Consider the following 14,518-nt stretch of genomic DNA (forward strand, 5'->3'; position numbering starts at 1 on the left):
CGAATGAAGCTGTTTGCGATCTACATCGGCGGGGAGCACCCCGGCGCCAATATCGAGGTGCACGATATGCGCTTCCTCGTCGCCCCCACGATCGAAGCGACGAAAGACGCCTTGCTGGCGCAGTGGTGGGGACGTGAAGGGACGTTGCACATCGATTGCTGGTCGGAGATTTCGCAGGCAGACGGCTATGAGGTCAGCCTGTCGCCGACGCCTTATGAGGGCAAGGAAAAGCTCTACTACGTCAACCTGGGCGGCTACGACGGCGTGGCGTTCGCCGAGCAGCACCGCAATGTCTTCGTGGTCGCCGATAGCCTGCCCACGGCCAAGGCACGCGCCATCAAACTGGCCAAGGGGTGGACGGACGCGCACCGGGACGAGATGTATGAGGCCGAACAGGCGTTTGCGCTGGACGACGTTGCGGGCGCCGAACGGCTTTATATCCACCTCAAGCCGAGCCTGATGACCGGCGATCCGGACTTCACCTGCCGCTATATGCCGATCCGCTGATCAGGCCGAGGTCGCTTCAGCATCGCCGCGCCATACAGTTTAGGCTCGAAGCCCTTGGTCCAGAAGACCTTGCCGAGACCACGCGCGCAGCGGTCGTAGGTGTGGGCGCGGTCGGGACGACGAAGGAGGGCGGACATCAGGGACGCGGCGCCCCAGACACCGGCTTGGGCCAGACCGACCAGCATCCATTTGATGACGCCGGGCCAGTCGCGACGGTCGGCGGCCATCTGGCTCGGGCTCTGGCCATAGGCGAAGGCGCGGGTGAGGGCGTAGTTCAGCGTGGCGCGGTGGGGCGGGGCGAACTCATCCACCCAAGCGTCGGCGGCCCAGCCGAAGCGGCCGCCCCGCGCCGACAGGGCAGTGAACAGCCGGTCGTCCTCGCCGCCTGTCTCGTTCATGGCGACGTCGAAGGGGGCCTTGCCGGGCAGGGCGGTCCTGCGCACCATCAGGCTGTTGCCGCAGCCGTGGATGTCGTCGGTCAGGCCGGTCTCACGCGGGCCGTCGCGACCGAAGAACCGCTCCAGATAGGCGGTGGTCCAGCCGGTGTTTTCCGGCACACGCCCGCGAATGGGGCCGAAGACGACATCGGCGCCGGTCTGGCTCTGCGCGTCCAGCAGGGCGGCGAGCCAGCCGGGCGAGGCGGCCTCGTCGTCGTCGAGGAAGGCGATCAGAGGGGCGTCGGTGGCGGCCAGTCCGACGTTGCGCGCCGTCGCCACGCCGGGGGCCGGGGCGTGGGCGTAAATCATCGGGACGGGCGCTTCGTCGCGCAGCCGCTCGATCAGGGCGGCGGCGGAGCCTTGCGGGTCATTGTCGGCGATGACGATGGCGGCGACGCGGTGCAGCGACCCGGTCTGGGCGAAGACCGAGCGAAGGGCGCGCTCCAGGCTGTCGGGGCGGCGCAGGGTCGGGATGATGACGGCGACGTCGCGCATGGTCAGACGGCGTCCGCATAGACGGCGGCGCGGTAGAGCCTGAGCGCGAAGGCGCGGGCCTTGACCGGCAGGGCCGTCGTCAGGGCGGCCTGTTTCATCAGGCGGCGCGCCAGGGGCAGGGCGGGCAGGCGTTTCAGGGCGCGCGCGGCCTTGTAGCTGGGATAGGTCTGGACGATGGCGGGATGCAGGGCGACGACGCGGGCGAAGTTGCCGGCGCCCTGGTCGAACTTGCGCGCCAGATCCTCGACCGTGTCCAGGCCCATGTGGGTGGCCGGATTGTCGATATGGACGACGGGAAAGCGGCGCGAGACCCGCATGGCCCACTCCACATCTTCCCAGCCCCAGCCGCTGAAGCCGGGATCGAAGGATTCGGCGGCGAAGACGTCGCGGCGCACCAGCAGGTTAGAGGTGTAGACGTATTTCTCGGGCGTCAGGGCGCGTTGGGACGCCGGCAGACATTCCGAAGCGCCGGACAGAGCGCGGTGTACGGCGAACCGGGCGTCGGTCGGCGCCTGATCGAGAGAAAAGCCGCCGAAGGCCACGGCGGGCGCCTCTTGGGCGATCAGGCCCAGCCAGGTCTGAAGGAAGACGGGGGTGTCGGGCCGCATGTCGCTGTCGAGGAAAAGATAGGCCTCGCCCCGGGCGGCGGTGGTCAGGCGGTTGCGGCCTCTGGCGCGGCCCTCGTTGGCGGCCAGGGTGATGAGGCGCACGGGCAGGGCGAGGGCGGCGATGGTCGCCTGAAGTCGGGCCGTCACATCGGCGTCGCCCGTGCCGTCGTCCAGCAGGATCAGTTCGAGCGCGCCAGACAGGGCGGCGGCTTCTGCATCCAGTTGGCGCAGCACGGCCTGGGGATCGTCGCGCAGGAAGGGGATCAGGACCGAGATCTTCGGCCTGGCCCGCGCCCAGGCGGCGTTGTCGTGGATATGGGCGCTCATGTCGTCACGCTCGGACGCGCGCGGACCAGGCGCAGCAGCACGTCACGGACGCCTGCGGCGTTCAGGGTCAGGGCGATGACGGCATAGACGGCGCCGCCCACGCCTGCGTCAAGCATCAGCTCCAAGAATCCGCCGATGGGCGGCAGCAGCCAGACGACCCCGGCCATGACGGCCGACGCGATCCCACAGCGGATCAACGCCTCCCACGGCATCGGCAGGGCTATGGCGCGGCGGCTGAGCAGCAGGCAGGCGATCAGGCCGATGGCGAAGCTGGCGGTGGTCGAGACGGCGGCGCCGGTCACGCCCATTCGGGGGATCAGCACCAGGTTCAGGGCAACGTTGCAAAGCGCCGGGATCGCCATCGTCACCAGCAGCAGGCCGGTCTTCTTTCCGAGCGTGAAGCCGAAGCCGAAATAATAGGCGATCATCCCCGACAGGAAGGACGAGGCGGCGATCCACGGCGTCACCAGCGCAGCGGCGGCGCGCAGATCCTGGCCGATCATCAACTCCGCCAGCGGTCTCGCGACCAGCGACAGGCCGACGGCGGCGGGCAGGCCGATCAGGATCAGGGTCGAACCCTGCTCGATGGCCGTCTGACGCAGCGCCTCGCGCCCGCCGCGCTCCAGCGCCATGACCATCGCCGGCGCCCCGGCCGCACCCAGCCAGATGAAGATCACGTCCAGCGTCCGGTTCGCCAGGCTGTAGCTGGCGTGATAGGCGCCGACCGCCGCCGCATCCATGAAGGCTGCCAGCAGAAACCGGTCCGTCGAGGCCAGCACCAAGGCCAAGGTCAGCGACGCCGCAATGGGATAGCCATAGAGGGCATAGGCCTTCAGCCGCGTGCGATCCACGATCCCGCCACCGGCCTGACGCAATTCCCCCGGCAGGATGAAGGGCAGGGCGAACAGGGGCGCGATGGCCAGGCCCAGCAGGGGCGAGGCCGCGCCGGCGCCGGCCAGCGCGAATCCGGCCCCGACCAGGAAACCCAAAATGGCCACGCCGATGTCCACGGCGGCGGATTTCGACACCTCGCCCGCCGCGCGATATCGCTCCTGCGCCAGCTTCGCGAGGTTGCGCACGGGCGCGCCGGCCAGACCGAAGGCGACGGCGATCTTGAATGCCGGCGTCAGCGGCGCCAGCCAGACGATCAGCGCCGCGATGGGTGTGAACACGGCGATGATGGTGAAGGATGTGCGGTAAAGACTGGCGAAATGGGTCGCCATTCCCTCGGGCGTGCGCTCGGCCGCCCAGAAGCGCGCCATCGACGCCTCCAGCCAAGTGAAGGTGACGGTGTGGGCCAGGGTCGTGACCGAAAACGCCAGGGCGTAATGACCGAAGTCGTCGGCGCTGAGCAGACGCGTGAAGACGAAGATGGTCAGGAAACCGACCACGCCCTGGACGATCTGGGCCGGCAGATAGCCCCAAACGCCGCGCCAGAACATGCGCTTCTCGCTCAACGCACGGCCGCCCGGTCGCCCAGCAGGACGGGGATGGTGACGGCGATAACCCACAGGTCCAGCCAGAAGGACTGTCGCTCGATATATTCGATGTCCAGCTGGACGCGTTCACGCACCTGGGCCTCGGTGTCCACCGGGCCGCGTGAGCCCTTGATGGCGGCCCAGCCGGTCATGCCGGGCTTGATCCGGTGTCGATGGGCGTATTCGGCGACCAGCAGAGCGGATTCGGTCTCGCCGGTCTTCATGCCGATGGCGTGGGGGCGAGGGCCGACCAGGGACATCTCGCCGGACAGGACGTTGAAGATCTGCGGCAGTTCATCCAGGCTGGTGGCGCGAATGAAACGGCCGACACGGGTTATGCGGTCGTCGTCGGCGCAGACTTGGCGGCTGGCGGTCGCATCGGCGGCGGCGTGGCGCATGGAGCGGAACTTCCACACGACAATGGTCTCGTGATTGAAACCGTGACGGCGCTGGCGGAAGAAGACGGGGCCGGGACTGTCCAGCTTCACCGCCAGAGCGACCAAGGCCATGATGGGCGCAGCGACGACAAGGGCGACGGCGCCGATCACCAGATCCTGCATCCGCTTGTTGAAGGCGCGGCGGTCCGGGTTGGCAGGACCATCCAGAGGCGCGAGCGGCGCATTCGCCAGCCTGTTCAGCAGCCCGTCGCGGCCCAACTCCGAATCGACCAGGACCGTCAGCGGATTGGGCAGGGCGTTCAACGTCTGCGTCAGGTCGCGCACGCGCTGGCCGGCCTCGGGATCTATGGCCAGCACGATCCGGTCGACATAGGGCGTCAGGCGGTGGGTCAGCAGGGCCTTAGCGGTCCCCAGCACCGGCACGCCGGCCAAGCTGTCCGGCGATCTGGCCAAGCGGTCGTCGAACACGCCCAGGACATTCATGTCGCGCCGCTCCAACGCCTGTTCGATCAGACGTCGCGCGTTTCGGGTCGCGCCGACGATGACGATGTTGGGCGACAGCACGCCCAGCCGACGCAACCGCGCAATGACGACCAGCCACAGGCCGTGCAACAGCGCCAGGGCGGCCGTCGTCGTCAGGGCCCAGGGCGCAATGACGTTCAGCGCCGGGCGGTCCAGCAGCCAACCCAGCACGAGCGCCACGCCGGCCGAGACGACTCCCACGCCCACAACGCCCGTCATGTGCAGAGGCCAGGGCGTGTCGCGTCCGAATCGATAAAGCTGAAGCGCGCGCATCAACACGAGCACCAAAACGGCGCCGACGACCACGGGCGCGGCGTCGCCGACCGTGATCGAGGCCAGACCCGTCGGCTGGATCGCCAAGACCGCGCTGAAAGCCAGGCCGCAGACCATCAACACGTCGATCAGCCGGAAATAGTGCGCCGACAGGCGCACGGACGATCGCTCGCGCGCATTCAGCCAGATCTCCGGCCGGAACGGCCCGCGCGACGGCCGGCTCTTCAGCGGCGTATCGGCGGCGAGATTGGCGGGACGGTCGAGCAACAGGCGATCCAGCAGCGATCCGGGGGGCGAATGATGGCCGCGATACTGCCGCTTCGGCCTCTATGTCGCGTTAACGTGGACGCTTTCTCTCGAACCGGATTGCGCGACGCATCAGCCTCCGCTATCGACGCCCTCGCAGGAGACGTGGCCGAGTGGCTGAAGGCAACGGTTTGCTAAATCGTCGTACCCCGTAAGGGGTACCGAGGGTTCGAATCCCTCCGTCTCCGCCATTCCTCTCAGAATATGGGCTGATCAGCAGCCGCCATGGGTCGGCGGGGCAGAGGCTTCGTGCATCATGTCGCCGTTGAAAACGACCACCGGGGACGCCTAGCTGAACAAACTCCACCAGGGCTTCCAGGGGGTCAGATGGTGTTCGTGGTGGCGGCCGAAGTGGAAGCAGGTCAGCAACGACAGGACCGGGCCGAAGGGGCTGGTGCGGGCGTTGTGGTGGTCGGGGAAGGCTTCGTCGGTATGCCTGTGAGGCAGCCAGGTGCCGAATGTGAAAAGCTGTAGCGCCGAGAGCAGGGCGGGCGCGGCCCAGAAGACCAGAAGGTTGGGCATTCGGGCGCCGAGGATGAGCACCGCGACGGCCACGAGCACCGTCAGAACGGCCAGTTCTCGCCAGCCGAAATAGGTGCGGAAAAAGCCGTAAAACCAGGGCAGGAAGGCGCTTGGAGCCTCTGCGTGAAAGTCGGGATCGTCCGCCGTACCGGGCGCAGCGTGATGGGCGTGGTGTGCCGTCTTCAGCGGCGCAAACCGAAAACCGGCGTAGAGGGCCAGCGCAAGGCTGCCGATCGCCGTGTTCAGCCGTGGGCGTCCCGGGGCCAGCGAGCCGTGCATGGCGTCGTGGGCGACGATGAACAGGCCGACGGACAGCCAGGTCTGGACGGCGACGATCAGCGGAACGGTCAGGACGCTCCAGATCGTCCAGCGATGAAAATAGACGCCGTAGATATGCAGGCTCAGCCAGGCCGCCGCGATCAGGCCGGCCAGCGTTAGACCGATCAGGGCCTGGTTCGGGACGACCCGTGACATTGGCGTGACGGCGGACATGGCGCGACACTTAGCGCATCGCGGCCCCGTAAGCATCCTGTTCGCTTGCCGCATGCGTCGTCGCGTGCCACCTGTCTGGAATGCAGGTCGACGCCTCTGACACTTCCGCGCCGGACCTTTTGCTGGTCGGCGGCGGCCTGGCCAATGGCCTGCTGGCGCTGCGGCTGTCGCAGCTGCGGCCCGATCTGGACGTGCGAATCGTCGAGGCGGCGCAGACCCTGGGCGGGGTCCACACCTGGTCCTTCTTCGACAGCGACCTGACGCAGGCGCAGCGCGACTGGATCGCGCCCTTGGCCGTGCATCGCTGGCCAGGATACAGCGTCCGTTTTCCCCAGTTCGAGCGCGCGCTGTCGACCCCCTATTGCAGCGTCACGGCCGAACGGTTTGCGGCGGTGGTCGAGGCGGCTTTGCCCGGAAAGGTCATGCTGGGTGCGCCGGTCGCTTCGGTGTCGCCGACCGAAGCGGTGCTGGCTGATGGACGGCGTCTGAACGCCAAGGCGGTGATCGATGGGCGCGGGCCGACCGCGACGCCGGATCTGGCGCTGGGTTTTCAGAAGTTCGTCGGGCTGGAGGTGCGGCTGGCGGCGCCGCACGGTCTGACCACGCCCATCGTCATGGACGCCTGCGTCGATCAGGCCGGGGGCTATCGGTTTCTCTACACCCTGCCGTTCGATGATCGCACGCTGCTGATCGAGGATACGCGCTACACCGACGGGGATGCGCTGGATCGCGCGGCCTTCCGGCAGGGCGTGCTGGATTACGTCCGCGCGCAGGGCTGGGAGATCGAGACGGTCTTGCGCGAAGAGGACGGCGTCCTGCCCGTGGCGCTCGATGGGGACATCGGCGCGCATTTGTCGCGAATGGGGCCGACGGCGCTCAGCGGCCTGCGCGCCGGGCTGTTTCACCCGACCACCGGCTATTCCCTGCCAGACGCGGTGCGGCTGGCCGACCGGTTGGCGCGGGATTTCGAGCCGGCGACGATCGCCGAAGACATCCGCCGGCATGCGCATGACGTATGGGCCGGACGAGGCTTTTATCGGTTGCTGAACCGGATGCTATTCCGTGCGGCGCGGCCCGATGAGCGATACAAGGTGCTGGAGCGTTTCTATCGTCTGCCCCAGCCTTTGGTCGAACGCTTCTACGCCGCGGGATCCACACTCGCTGACAAGGCGCGGATCCTGAGCGGAAAACCCCCGGTGCCGATCGGCGCCGCACTGACCTGTCTGGTCGAAAGAGGACGTGCGTGATGCGGGCTGCTGTAATCGGATCGGGCTTCGGAGGCTTGTCGCTGGCCATACGGCTGCAGTCGGCGGGCATTCAGACCACGGTGTTCGAGGCCCGCGATCTGGAGGGCGGCCGGGCCTATGTGTTCAAGGACAAGGGCTATACCTTCGACGCCGGTCCCACCGTCATCACCGACCCGTCGGCGCTGGAGGAACTGTTCGAGGCCAGCGGGCGCAAGCTGTCGGATTATGTCGATCTGCTGCCGGTCGCGCCCTTCTATCGGCTGTGCTGGGAAGACGGCGACGTCTTCGACTACGTCAACGATCAGGATGAGCTGGACCGCCAGATCGTGGCGCGCAATCCGGCCGACAAGGAAGGCTATCGCAAGTTCCTTGCCTATTCGCAGGACCTGCTGAAGGAAGGCTATCTGAAGCTGGGGGCCGTGCCGTTCCTGGACTTCGCCAGCATGGTCAAGGCGGCGCCGGAACTGATGCGGCTTCAGGCCTGGCGATCGGTCTATGACAAGGTCGCCAGCTATATTCAGGACGAGCACCTGCGTCAGGCGTTCAGCTTCCACTCCCTGCTGGTCGGCGGCAATCCATTCGCCACCTCGTCGATCTATGCATTGATCCATGCGCTGGAGCGGCGCTGGGGCGTGTGGTTCCCGCGTGGCGGCACCGGAGCCCTGATCCAGGCCATGGTGCGTCTGCTCAAGGATCTGGGCGGGGAAGTCCGGCTGAACAGTCCCGTTCAGCGCATCACCATGGCGAACGGTCGTGCGACCGGCGTGGTGGTGAACGGCGAGACGTTGGCCTTCGACATGGTCGCCTCCAACGCCGACGTGGTTCACACCTATCAGCGCCTGTTGGGTCAGGAACCGCGCGGTCAAAAGGAGGGCGCCAAGCTGGCGTCGCGGCGTCACTCCATGTCGCTGTTCGTCATCTATTTCGGCCTGAAACGCGTCCACCCGGAGGTGCGCCACCACACGGTGCTTTTCGGGCCGCGCTATCGCGAGCTGATCGCCGAAATCTTCAAGGGGCCGGACCTGCCCGATGACTTCTCGCTGTATCTGCACGCGCCGACGCGGACCGATCCGTCACTGGCGCCGGAAGGCTGCGACGCCTTCTATGTGCTGGCGCCCGTGCCACACCTGGCCTCGGCCGACATCGACTGGGAGGTCGAGGGGCCGCGCTATCGCGACCGGATCCTGGCCTATCTGGAAAAACGCTACATCCCCGGTTTGACGGCGGACCTGGATACCTGCCGCATCTTCACGCCGGTCGATTTCCGCGACCAGCTGAACGCGCACCAGGGTTCGGCCTTCTCGCTGGAGCCGATCCTGACCCAGAGCGCCTGGTTCCGGGTGCATAACCGCGACGACCAGATCCCCAACCTCTATTTCGTGGGCGCCGGCACCCATCCCGGCGCGGGCGTGCCGGGCGTGGTCGGATCGGCCAAGGCCACCGCCGCCCTGATGATCGAGGACGCGAGGCAGCCGGCATGACCGACGCCGTCCTGGATCACAGCCGCCAGTCGATGGAGCAGGGGTCCAAGAGCTTCGCCGCCGCCGCGCGCCTGTTCCCCGCGGCGATCAGGGACGACGCCTGGATGTTGTATTCCTGGTGCCGGCACTGCGACGACGAGATCGACGGCCAGGTGCTGGGCCACGGCGCGGTCGGCATCGATCCTGTGCTGGCCGGCGAGAAACTGGACGAACTGCGCCTGCGCACCGCCGCCGCCCTGGCCGGTGAGCCGCAGACGGACCCGGTCTTCACCGCCTTCCAGCGCGTGGCCATGCGTCATGGCATTCCAGCCGATGAGGCGATGGACCTGTTGCAAGGGTTCGAGATGGATGTGGTCGGCCGGCGTTACGATACGCTGGAGGACACGCTGGACTACGCCTATCACGTCGCCGGCGTCGTCGGGGTGATGATGGCGCGGATCATGGGGGTGGACGATGCGCCGACCTTGCGACGCGCCCAGGACCTGGGGCTGGCGTTCCAGCTAACGAACATCGCTCGCGACGTGGTCGAGGATGCGAAGGGCGGACGCGTCTATCTGCCCGGCGCCTGGCTGGATGAGGCGGGCGTGCCGCGCGATCAGGTCGATCAGCCCCAGCACCGCGCGGCCGTGGCGAAGACGGCGCAGCGTCTGGTGGCGGCGGCCGAGCCCTTCTACGCCTCGGCGCGCTGGGGTTTGCGCGATCTGAACCCGCGCTCGGCCTGGGCCATCGCCACGGCGCGCGGCGTCTATCGGTCTATCGGTCGCCATGTGTCGCGCGCCGGGGTGAGCGCCTGGGACGGGCGGACGTCCGTCGACAAGGCGGGCAAGCTGATGCTGCTGGGGCGGGGTGGTCTGATCGCCTTGTGGTGCAAGACACTGGACGCCTGGCGCGAGCCGCCGCCGCGCCCGGCGTTGTGGACACACGTCTGACGATCAGCGAGCCGCGCGCCGCCTCTCCAACATCAGGGCGATCGCAAGGCCGCCTGCGCCTAGGCCGGCCATGACCGCCCAGGCGGCGATGACGGTCGACGTGAATTCGCCGCGCCAGATCACGGCCTGATAGGCCTCGATCGCCCAGGCGTGGGGCGTGATCCAGCCGAAATCGCGGAAGGCCTCCGGCATCAAAAAGCGCGGCGCCATCGATCCGCCCAAAGCAGCCAGAAGCAGGACCACGAAGGTCGTGAGCGGCTGGGCCTGTTCGCGCGATCGACACGCTGCTGTCAGAGCCAGGGCCAGACCGGCGGCGCAGCAACCGATCGCCAAGGCAGTCATCGCAGCCGCCGCCATCTGCCAAGGCTCCAGGGCGGGCAGCTTGACCCAGGCCGCGACAAAGACCGCCGCCGACTGCATCACGCCGACCGCCGTCAGCCAGACGGCCCGCCCGCCAAGGATGGGCCCCAGGCCGCCGCGGGCTAGGGCCAGGCGTGATTGAAGGCCGGATCGTCGCTCGTCCAGCCCGCCCATGGCCCCGTGCATGGTGGCGAAGAAGACGAACATGACGCTGACCGCGCCCGCATAATAGGTCGCCTGCACATCACCCTCGGGACCGATCTGCAGGGTCTGAACGCGCGGCGTGGGTCGTGCGACCTGCCCCGACAGGGCGGCGGCCATCGGCTCCAGCCGCGCTTGAAGCGCCGACGCCGCCACGTCCCGGCCGGCGGCGGAAACGATCACCAGTTTTGGCGGTCCCTGCGTCGATGGCCGAATCAGTATGCCGGCGTCAGCGCGACCGTCGATGACGGCGCGGTCGAAGGCCTCGAGATCTTCGACGATGCGAAGTCGATCGCCTATGTCCTTCGACACCGCCTCGCGGATCGCCGCCGTCGCGGGCGTGCGCGACGCGTCATGCAGGACGACTGTGGTGTCTATGTCGCCCCGTGCGCCCGCTCCGAAGATCGCTGCGAACAACAGATAGACCAGGGGCGGCAACAGCAGGGTCAGGATCACGCCTGCGCGGTCGCGCCAAAACCCTCTCGCCCAGGCGCCCGCCACCGCCATCATGATGGAGCCTGCGACAGCTGTGCGACCAAGTCGTCCAGGCCTGGGCGGCGCACGGCGACCTCGCCATCCTCGCCATCGACGACGGCGGCCAGCATCTGGGCGATGGCCAACGCGTCCTCGCAGAGCCTACGCCACTCCAGCCCGTCCTCGGACGCGGTCAACCCCGCCTGGGTGAACCATTGGGCGGCGGGGTCCGACGCGGGTCGGGTCAGGCGAATGCTGAGCAGCCGGGCTGAGCCGAAGGAGCGATGAAGCAGGGCGTTCGGGACGCCCTCCGCCAGAAGTCGTCCCTGCGCCAGGATGCCGATCCGGTCCGCCGTATCGGCGACGAAGATGGCGTCGTGACTGATCAGAAGGCAGCCCGCGCCGGCTTTTGCGGTTTCGCGTAGGGCGACGGACAGGACGCTGCGGGTCGTCGCATCCACGCCCTCCGTCGGTTCGTCGGCGATCAGCAGGCGCGGTTTTCCGACCAGGGCGGCGCTGAGGTTGGCGCGCCGTTTCCAGCCGCCGGACAGGGTGCGCACCGGCTGGTCCGCGCGCGGGCCGCAGCCGGTCAGGTCGAGCGCGCGGTTCACCGCCGCGCCACGATCACGCTTGGGCACGCCGCATAGCCGCGCCGTCACATCGACGTTCTCGCGCGGCGACAGGGCCGGAAACAGGGCGCTGTCCTGCGGTGCCAGTCCGATGCGTCCGCGTGGTCCACCGCCTTCGCCCAGGACGACACGCCCGCGCCGCGCGGGCAGCAGACCCGAGGCGACACGCGCCACCGTGGACTTGCCCGCGCCATTCGCCCCGAGCAGGGCATAGACCTCGCCCGCAGCGATGCTCAGGCTGAAGTCACGCAGCACGGATCGGCCGTCGTAGCCCGCATCGATCCCGCTCAGCGACAAGGCTGGCGCGACGTCAGACCCCAAGTTCGGCCTGCTGGAAAAGGTCCAGGACATAGAGAGCCAGTGGGCTGTCATGGCCGACCGCCTCGACCGCCTTGGCCAACGATTGCCGCACCGCCGCGCGGGTCCGGCATTCACCCCACAGATCGACGAAGGTGGTGGTGTCGTCGTCCTGACCCACGTCCTTGCCGACCGCATCGACGGTCGAACAGACATCCAGCAGATCGTCGCAGAGCTGGAAGGCGAAGCCGATCGCCTCGCCGAAAATCGACAGCCGCGCCAGATCCTGCGCATCGCCGCCGCCGAGCAGACCGCCGCCGCGCACGGTGGCGACGAACAGGGCGCCGGTTTTCAGATCGTTGATCTGGCGCAAGGCGGTTTCGTTGCGATCCCTTGCGTCGTCGCGCAGGTCGCGCATCTGACCCTCGGACAGACCCTCGAAGCCGATCGCCTGCGTCAAAAGGTCCAGGACGGCCAGCCGCGTTTCCGCCGGCGCCGGGGTCTGCAGCACCAGACGCGTCGCTTGGTTCAGCAGGGCCACGGCCGCCAGCACGGCAGTATCCTCCCCATGGCGACGGTGCAGGGTCGGCTGTCCCCGACGCAGCGATGCGTCGTCCATGCATGGCAGATCGTCCAAAACCAGCGACGCGGCATGGACCATTTCCAGCGCGCAGGCGTAGTCCAGGGCGTCTTCCGGCTCGCCGCCGACATGCGCCGTCGCCAGCATGGCCAGCACCGGCCGGACGCGTTTTCCCTGTCCCAGCAAGGCTTCGCGGGCGGCCGTGGACAACAGGCCGTCATGCGCCGGGGCGACCTCGGCCAGGCGCGCCTGAACCTGCAGACCTAGATCGTCGGGTTCGCAGGATGCGCCCGCCAGAGGCGGTTGGCGCCGGATGCCGACGATGGCCATACAGATCTCCCATTGTCGTCGACGTCGCGTTGCGACCACGCGCCGAACCCTTATGATGCCATACGGCATCACGACCGCGTCGGATGCAACCCGCCAGGAGCCGTTTGCGATGTCCACCGACGCCGATGCCTTGATCCGGCGCAAGGACGAACACATCGACCACGTGCGGGCCGGGCGAGGCGTCAGCCAGACGACATCGGGTCTGGACGCTGTCCGTTTCGTTCACGACGCCCTGCCGGATCTCGATCACGACGCCATCGATCTGGCGACGCGCTTTCTGGGGCGACGGGTCGCCTTGCCGTTCCTGATCAGCTCGATGACCGGCGGGCCGTCGCGGGCCGAGGCCATCAATGCGCGGCTGGCCGAGGCGGCCCAGGCTTTGGGCGTCGTTCTGGCGGTCGGCTCGCAGCGTGTGGCGCTGGAGACGGACGGCGGCTTGGGGCTGGGGCTGGACCTGCGACGCCGGGCTCCGGATGCGATGATCCTGGCCAATCTGGGCGCCGTGCAGTTCGCCCTGGGCTATGGTGTCGATGAGGCGCGGCGGGCCATGGAGATGATCGGCGCCGACGCCCTGATCCTGCATCTCAACCCATTGCAGGAATGCGTTCAGCCTGAGGGCGATCGCGACTGGCGAGGCGTGGCGCGAGGCATCGAGAAGGTTGCAACGGCTTTCCCGGGCCGTCTGATCGTCAAGGAGACGGGCGCCGGCCTGTCAGGCGCGGTGGCGCGCCGTCTGGCGGACATGGGCGTCGCTGCGCTGGACGTCGCCGGGGCGGGCGGCACCAACTGGGGCCTGATCGAGGGCGCACGAGCGACGGGCGGCCGAGCGGAAGCGCTGGCCGCGCCCTTCGCCAGCTGGGGCGTGCCGACGGCGCGCAGCTTGGCAGACTGCGCCGAGGCCGCGCCGGAACTGGATATGATCGGGTCGGGCGGCATCCGCGACGGGCTGGATGCGGCGCGTGCGATCCGGCTGGGCGCCTGTCTGGTCGGCCAAGCGGCGGGCATGCTCGAAGCAGCGCTGACTTCGACCGAGGCCGTGGTGGATCACCTGGATCTGATGGCGGCTCAGCTTAGGCTGGCCTGCTTCTGCACCGGGTCGGCGGACCTCTCCGCACTGGCTCAGGCGCCGTTGCTGGAAGCGCCGCGCTTCTGAGACAGTTCGGCCTTCAGCGCACGCGCCGACCGCACCCACAGAAAACCGAACGACACGCAGCCTTCGCGCGTCCGCACTGCGTGATGCAGCCGGTGGGCCTGAATGCGCCGCGTCCAGAACCCCGAGCGCCCTGCGACCCCCGTCGGGAAACGGCGATGCACCAGTCCGTCGTGGAAGAAGAAATAGACCAGTCCATAGGCCGTGACGCCCAGGCCGATCGGCAGCGCCCAAGGCCACAGATGCAGGCCCAAGGCGACGAGGATGATGGCCGGGGCGGCGAACGCCACGGCGAACAGGTCGTTCTTTTCCAGCACGTCGTCGTGCGGCTCATGATGGCTGCGGTGCCAGGTCCACAGCAGGCCGTGCATGACGTAGCGATGCATCGCCCAGGCGAAGACCTCCATCCCCAAGAAGGTGGCGAGGAACAGCAGGATCATCGTCGGCCAGGGCATGACCCCATCTTAGGCGCTTT

General features: G+C 68.1%; 14 protein-coding genes and 1 tRNA gene. 6 read left to right on the forward strand and 9 right to left on the reverse strand.

The annotated features are described in order from the left end of the window. Positions 1-3 precede the first annotated feature (3 nt). Complete coding sequence (locus tag QRN13_RS06785; protein ID WP_284877330.1) at positions 4-507, forward strand: DUF1543 domain-containing protein; 504 nt, start codon at positions 4-6, stop codon at positions 505-507. On the opposite strand, the gene QRN13_RS06790 is transcribed toward QRN13_RS06785, so the two are convergent. The 4 genes from QRN13_RS06790 to QRN13_RS06805 are packed head-to-tail and all read right to left on the reverse strand — an operon-like array spanning position 489 to position 5,312. Beyond that, positions 489-1,439 (reverse strand): glycosyltransferase family 2 protein, encoded by a 951-nt coding sequence (locus QRN13_RS06790; protein WP_284877331.1) that lies wholly within the window; start codon positions 1,437-1,439, stop codon positions 489-491. The two genes, QRN13_RS06785 and QRN13_RS06790, sit on opposite strands and share 19 nt — an antisense overlap. Positions 1,440-1,441: 2 nt before the next feature. Beyond that, positions 1,442-2,374, reverse strand: a complete 933-nt coding sequence (locus QRN13_RS06795; protein ID WP_284877332.1) for a glycosyltransferase family 2 protein — start codon at positions 2,372-2,374, stop codon at positions 1,442-1,444. After that, on the reverse strand, positions 2,371-3,816 hold the full coding sequence (locus tag QRN13_RS06800) for an oligosaccharide flippase family protein (protein WP_284877737.1): 1,446 nt from the start codon (positions 3,814-3,816) through the stop codon (positions 2,371-2,373). Before QRN13_RS06800 ends, QRN13_RS06795 begins: the two co-directional genes overlap by 4 nt. An 11-nt stretch (positions 3,817-3,827) precedes the next feature. After that, positions 3,828-5,312, reverse strand: a complete 1,485-nt coding sequence (locus tag QRN13_RS06805) for an exopolysaccharide biosynthesis polyprenyl glycosylphosphotransferase (protein ID WP_284877333.1) — start codon at positions 5,310-5,312, stop codon at positions 3,828-3,830. Between the two features lie 138 nt (positions 5,313-5,450). Between QRN13_RS06805 and QRN13_RS06810 the strand changes: the two genes are divergently transcribed. After that, a tRNA-Ser gene (locus tag QRN13_RS06810) sits at positions 5,451-5,542 on the forward strand. A 97-nt stretch (positions 5,543-5,639) separates the two neighbouring features. On the opposite strand, the gene QRN13_RS06815 is transcribed toward QRN13_RS06810, so the two are convergent. Beyond that, positions 5,640-6,365 carry a fatty acid desaturase gene (locus QRN13_RS06815; protein ID WP_284877334.1) on the reverse strand — a complete coding sequence of 242 codons (726 nt, stop codon included), beginning with the start codon at positions 6,363-6,365 and terminating at the stop codon, positions 5,640-5,642. 80 nt (positions 6,366-6,445) lie between these two features. Between QRN13_RS06815 and crtY the strand changes: the two genes are divergently transcribed. The 3 genes from crtY to QRN13_RS06830 are packed head-to-tail and all read left to right on the forward strand — an operon-like array spanning position 6,446 to position 10,022. Continuing rightward, positions 6,446-7,612, forward strand: a complete 1,167-nt coding sequence (gene crtY / locus QRN13_RS06820; RefSeq protein WP_284877335.1) for a lycopene beta-cyclase CrtY — start codon at positions 6,446-6,448, stop codon at positions 7,610-7,612. Beyond that, complete coding sequence (locus QRN13_RS06825) at positions 7,612-9,093, forward strand: phytoene desaturase (RefSeq protein WP_284877336.1); 1,482 nt, start codon at positions 7,612-7,614, stop codon at positions 9,091-9,093. Before crtY ends, QRN13_RS06825 begins: the two co-directional genes overlap by 1 nt. After that, the gene (locus tag QRN13_RS06830) at positions 9,090-10,022 is read left to right on the forward strand and encodes a phytoene/squalene synthase family protein (RefSeq protein WP_153922776.1); all 933 of its coding nucleotides are present in this window, start codon (positions 9,090-9,092) and stop codon (positions 10,020-10,022) included. Before QRN13_RS06825 ends, QRN13_RS06830 begins: the two co-directional genes overlap by 4 nt. A 3-nt stretch (positions 10,023-10,025) precedes the next feature. On the opposite strand, the gene QRN13_RS06835 is transcribed toward QRN13_RS06830, so the two are convergent. Genes QRN13_RS06835 through QRN13_RS06845 form a run of 3 tightly spaced genes read right to left on the reverse strand, consistent with a single transcriptional unit; the run spans position 10,026 to position 12,893 of the window. Further along, positions 10,026-11,093 (reverse strand): ABC transporter permease, encoded by a 1,068-nt coding sequence (locus QRN13_RS06835; RefSeq protein ID WP_284877337.1) that lies wholly within the window; start codon positions 11,091-11,093, stop codon positions 10,026-10,028. After that, on the reverse strand, positions 11,090-12,007 hold the full coding sequence (locus QRN13_RS06840) for an ABC transporter ATP-binding protein (RefSeq protein WP_284877338.1): 918 nt from the start codon (positions 12,005-12,007) through the stop codon (positions 11,090-11,092). The genes QRN13_RS06835 and QRN13_RS06840 overlap by 4 nt, the downstream gene beginning before the upstream one ends. Beyond that, positions 11,997-12,893: a polyprenyl synthetase family protein gene (locus QRN13_RS06845; RefSeq protein WP_284877339.1), complete on the reverse strand. Its 897-nt coding sequence runs from the start codon at positions 12,891-12,893 to the stop codon at positions 11,997-11,999. Before QRN13_RS06845 ends, QRN13_RS06840 begins: the two co-directional genes overlap by 11 nt. Positions 12,894-13,002: 109 nt before the next feature. Here QRN13_RS06845 and fni point away from each other — a divergent pair, with 109 nt between their 5' ends. Then, complete coding sequence (gene fni, locus QRN13_RS06850) at positions 13,003-14,046, forward strand: type 2 isopentenyl-diphosphate Delta-isomerase (RefSeq protein ID WP_284877340.1); 1,044 nt, start codon at positions 13,003-13,005, stop codon at positions 14,044-14,046. On the opposite strand, the gene QRN13_RS06855 is transcribed toward fni, so the two are convergent. Further along, on the reverse strand, positions 14,013-14,498 hold the full coding sequence (locus QRN13_RS06855; RefSeq protein ID WP_284877341.1) for a sterol desaturase family protein: 486 nt from the start codon (positions 14,496-14,498) through the stop codon (positions 14,013-14,015). The genes fni and QRN13_RS06855 overlap by 34 nt on opposite strands. Positions 14,499-14,518 lie beyond the last annotated feature (20 nt).

Source organism: Brevundimonas sp. MEB006b, assembly GCF_030209705.1.
Taxonomy (GTDB): Bacteria; Pseudomonadota; Alphaproteobacteria; order Caulobacterales; family Caulobacteraceae; genus Brevundimonas.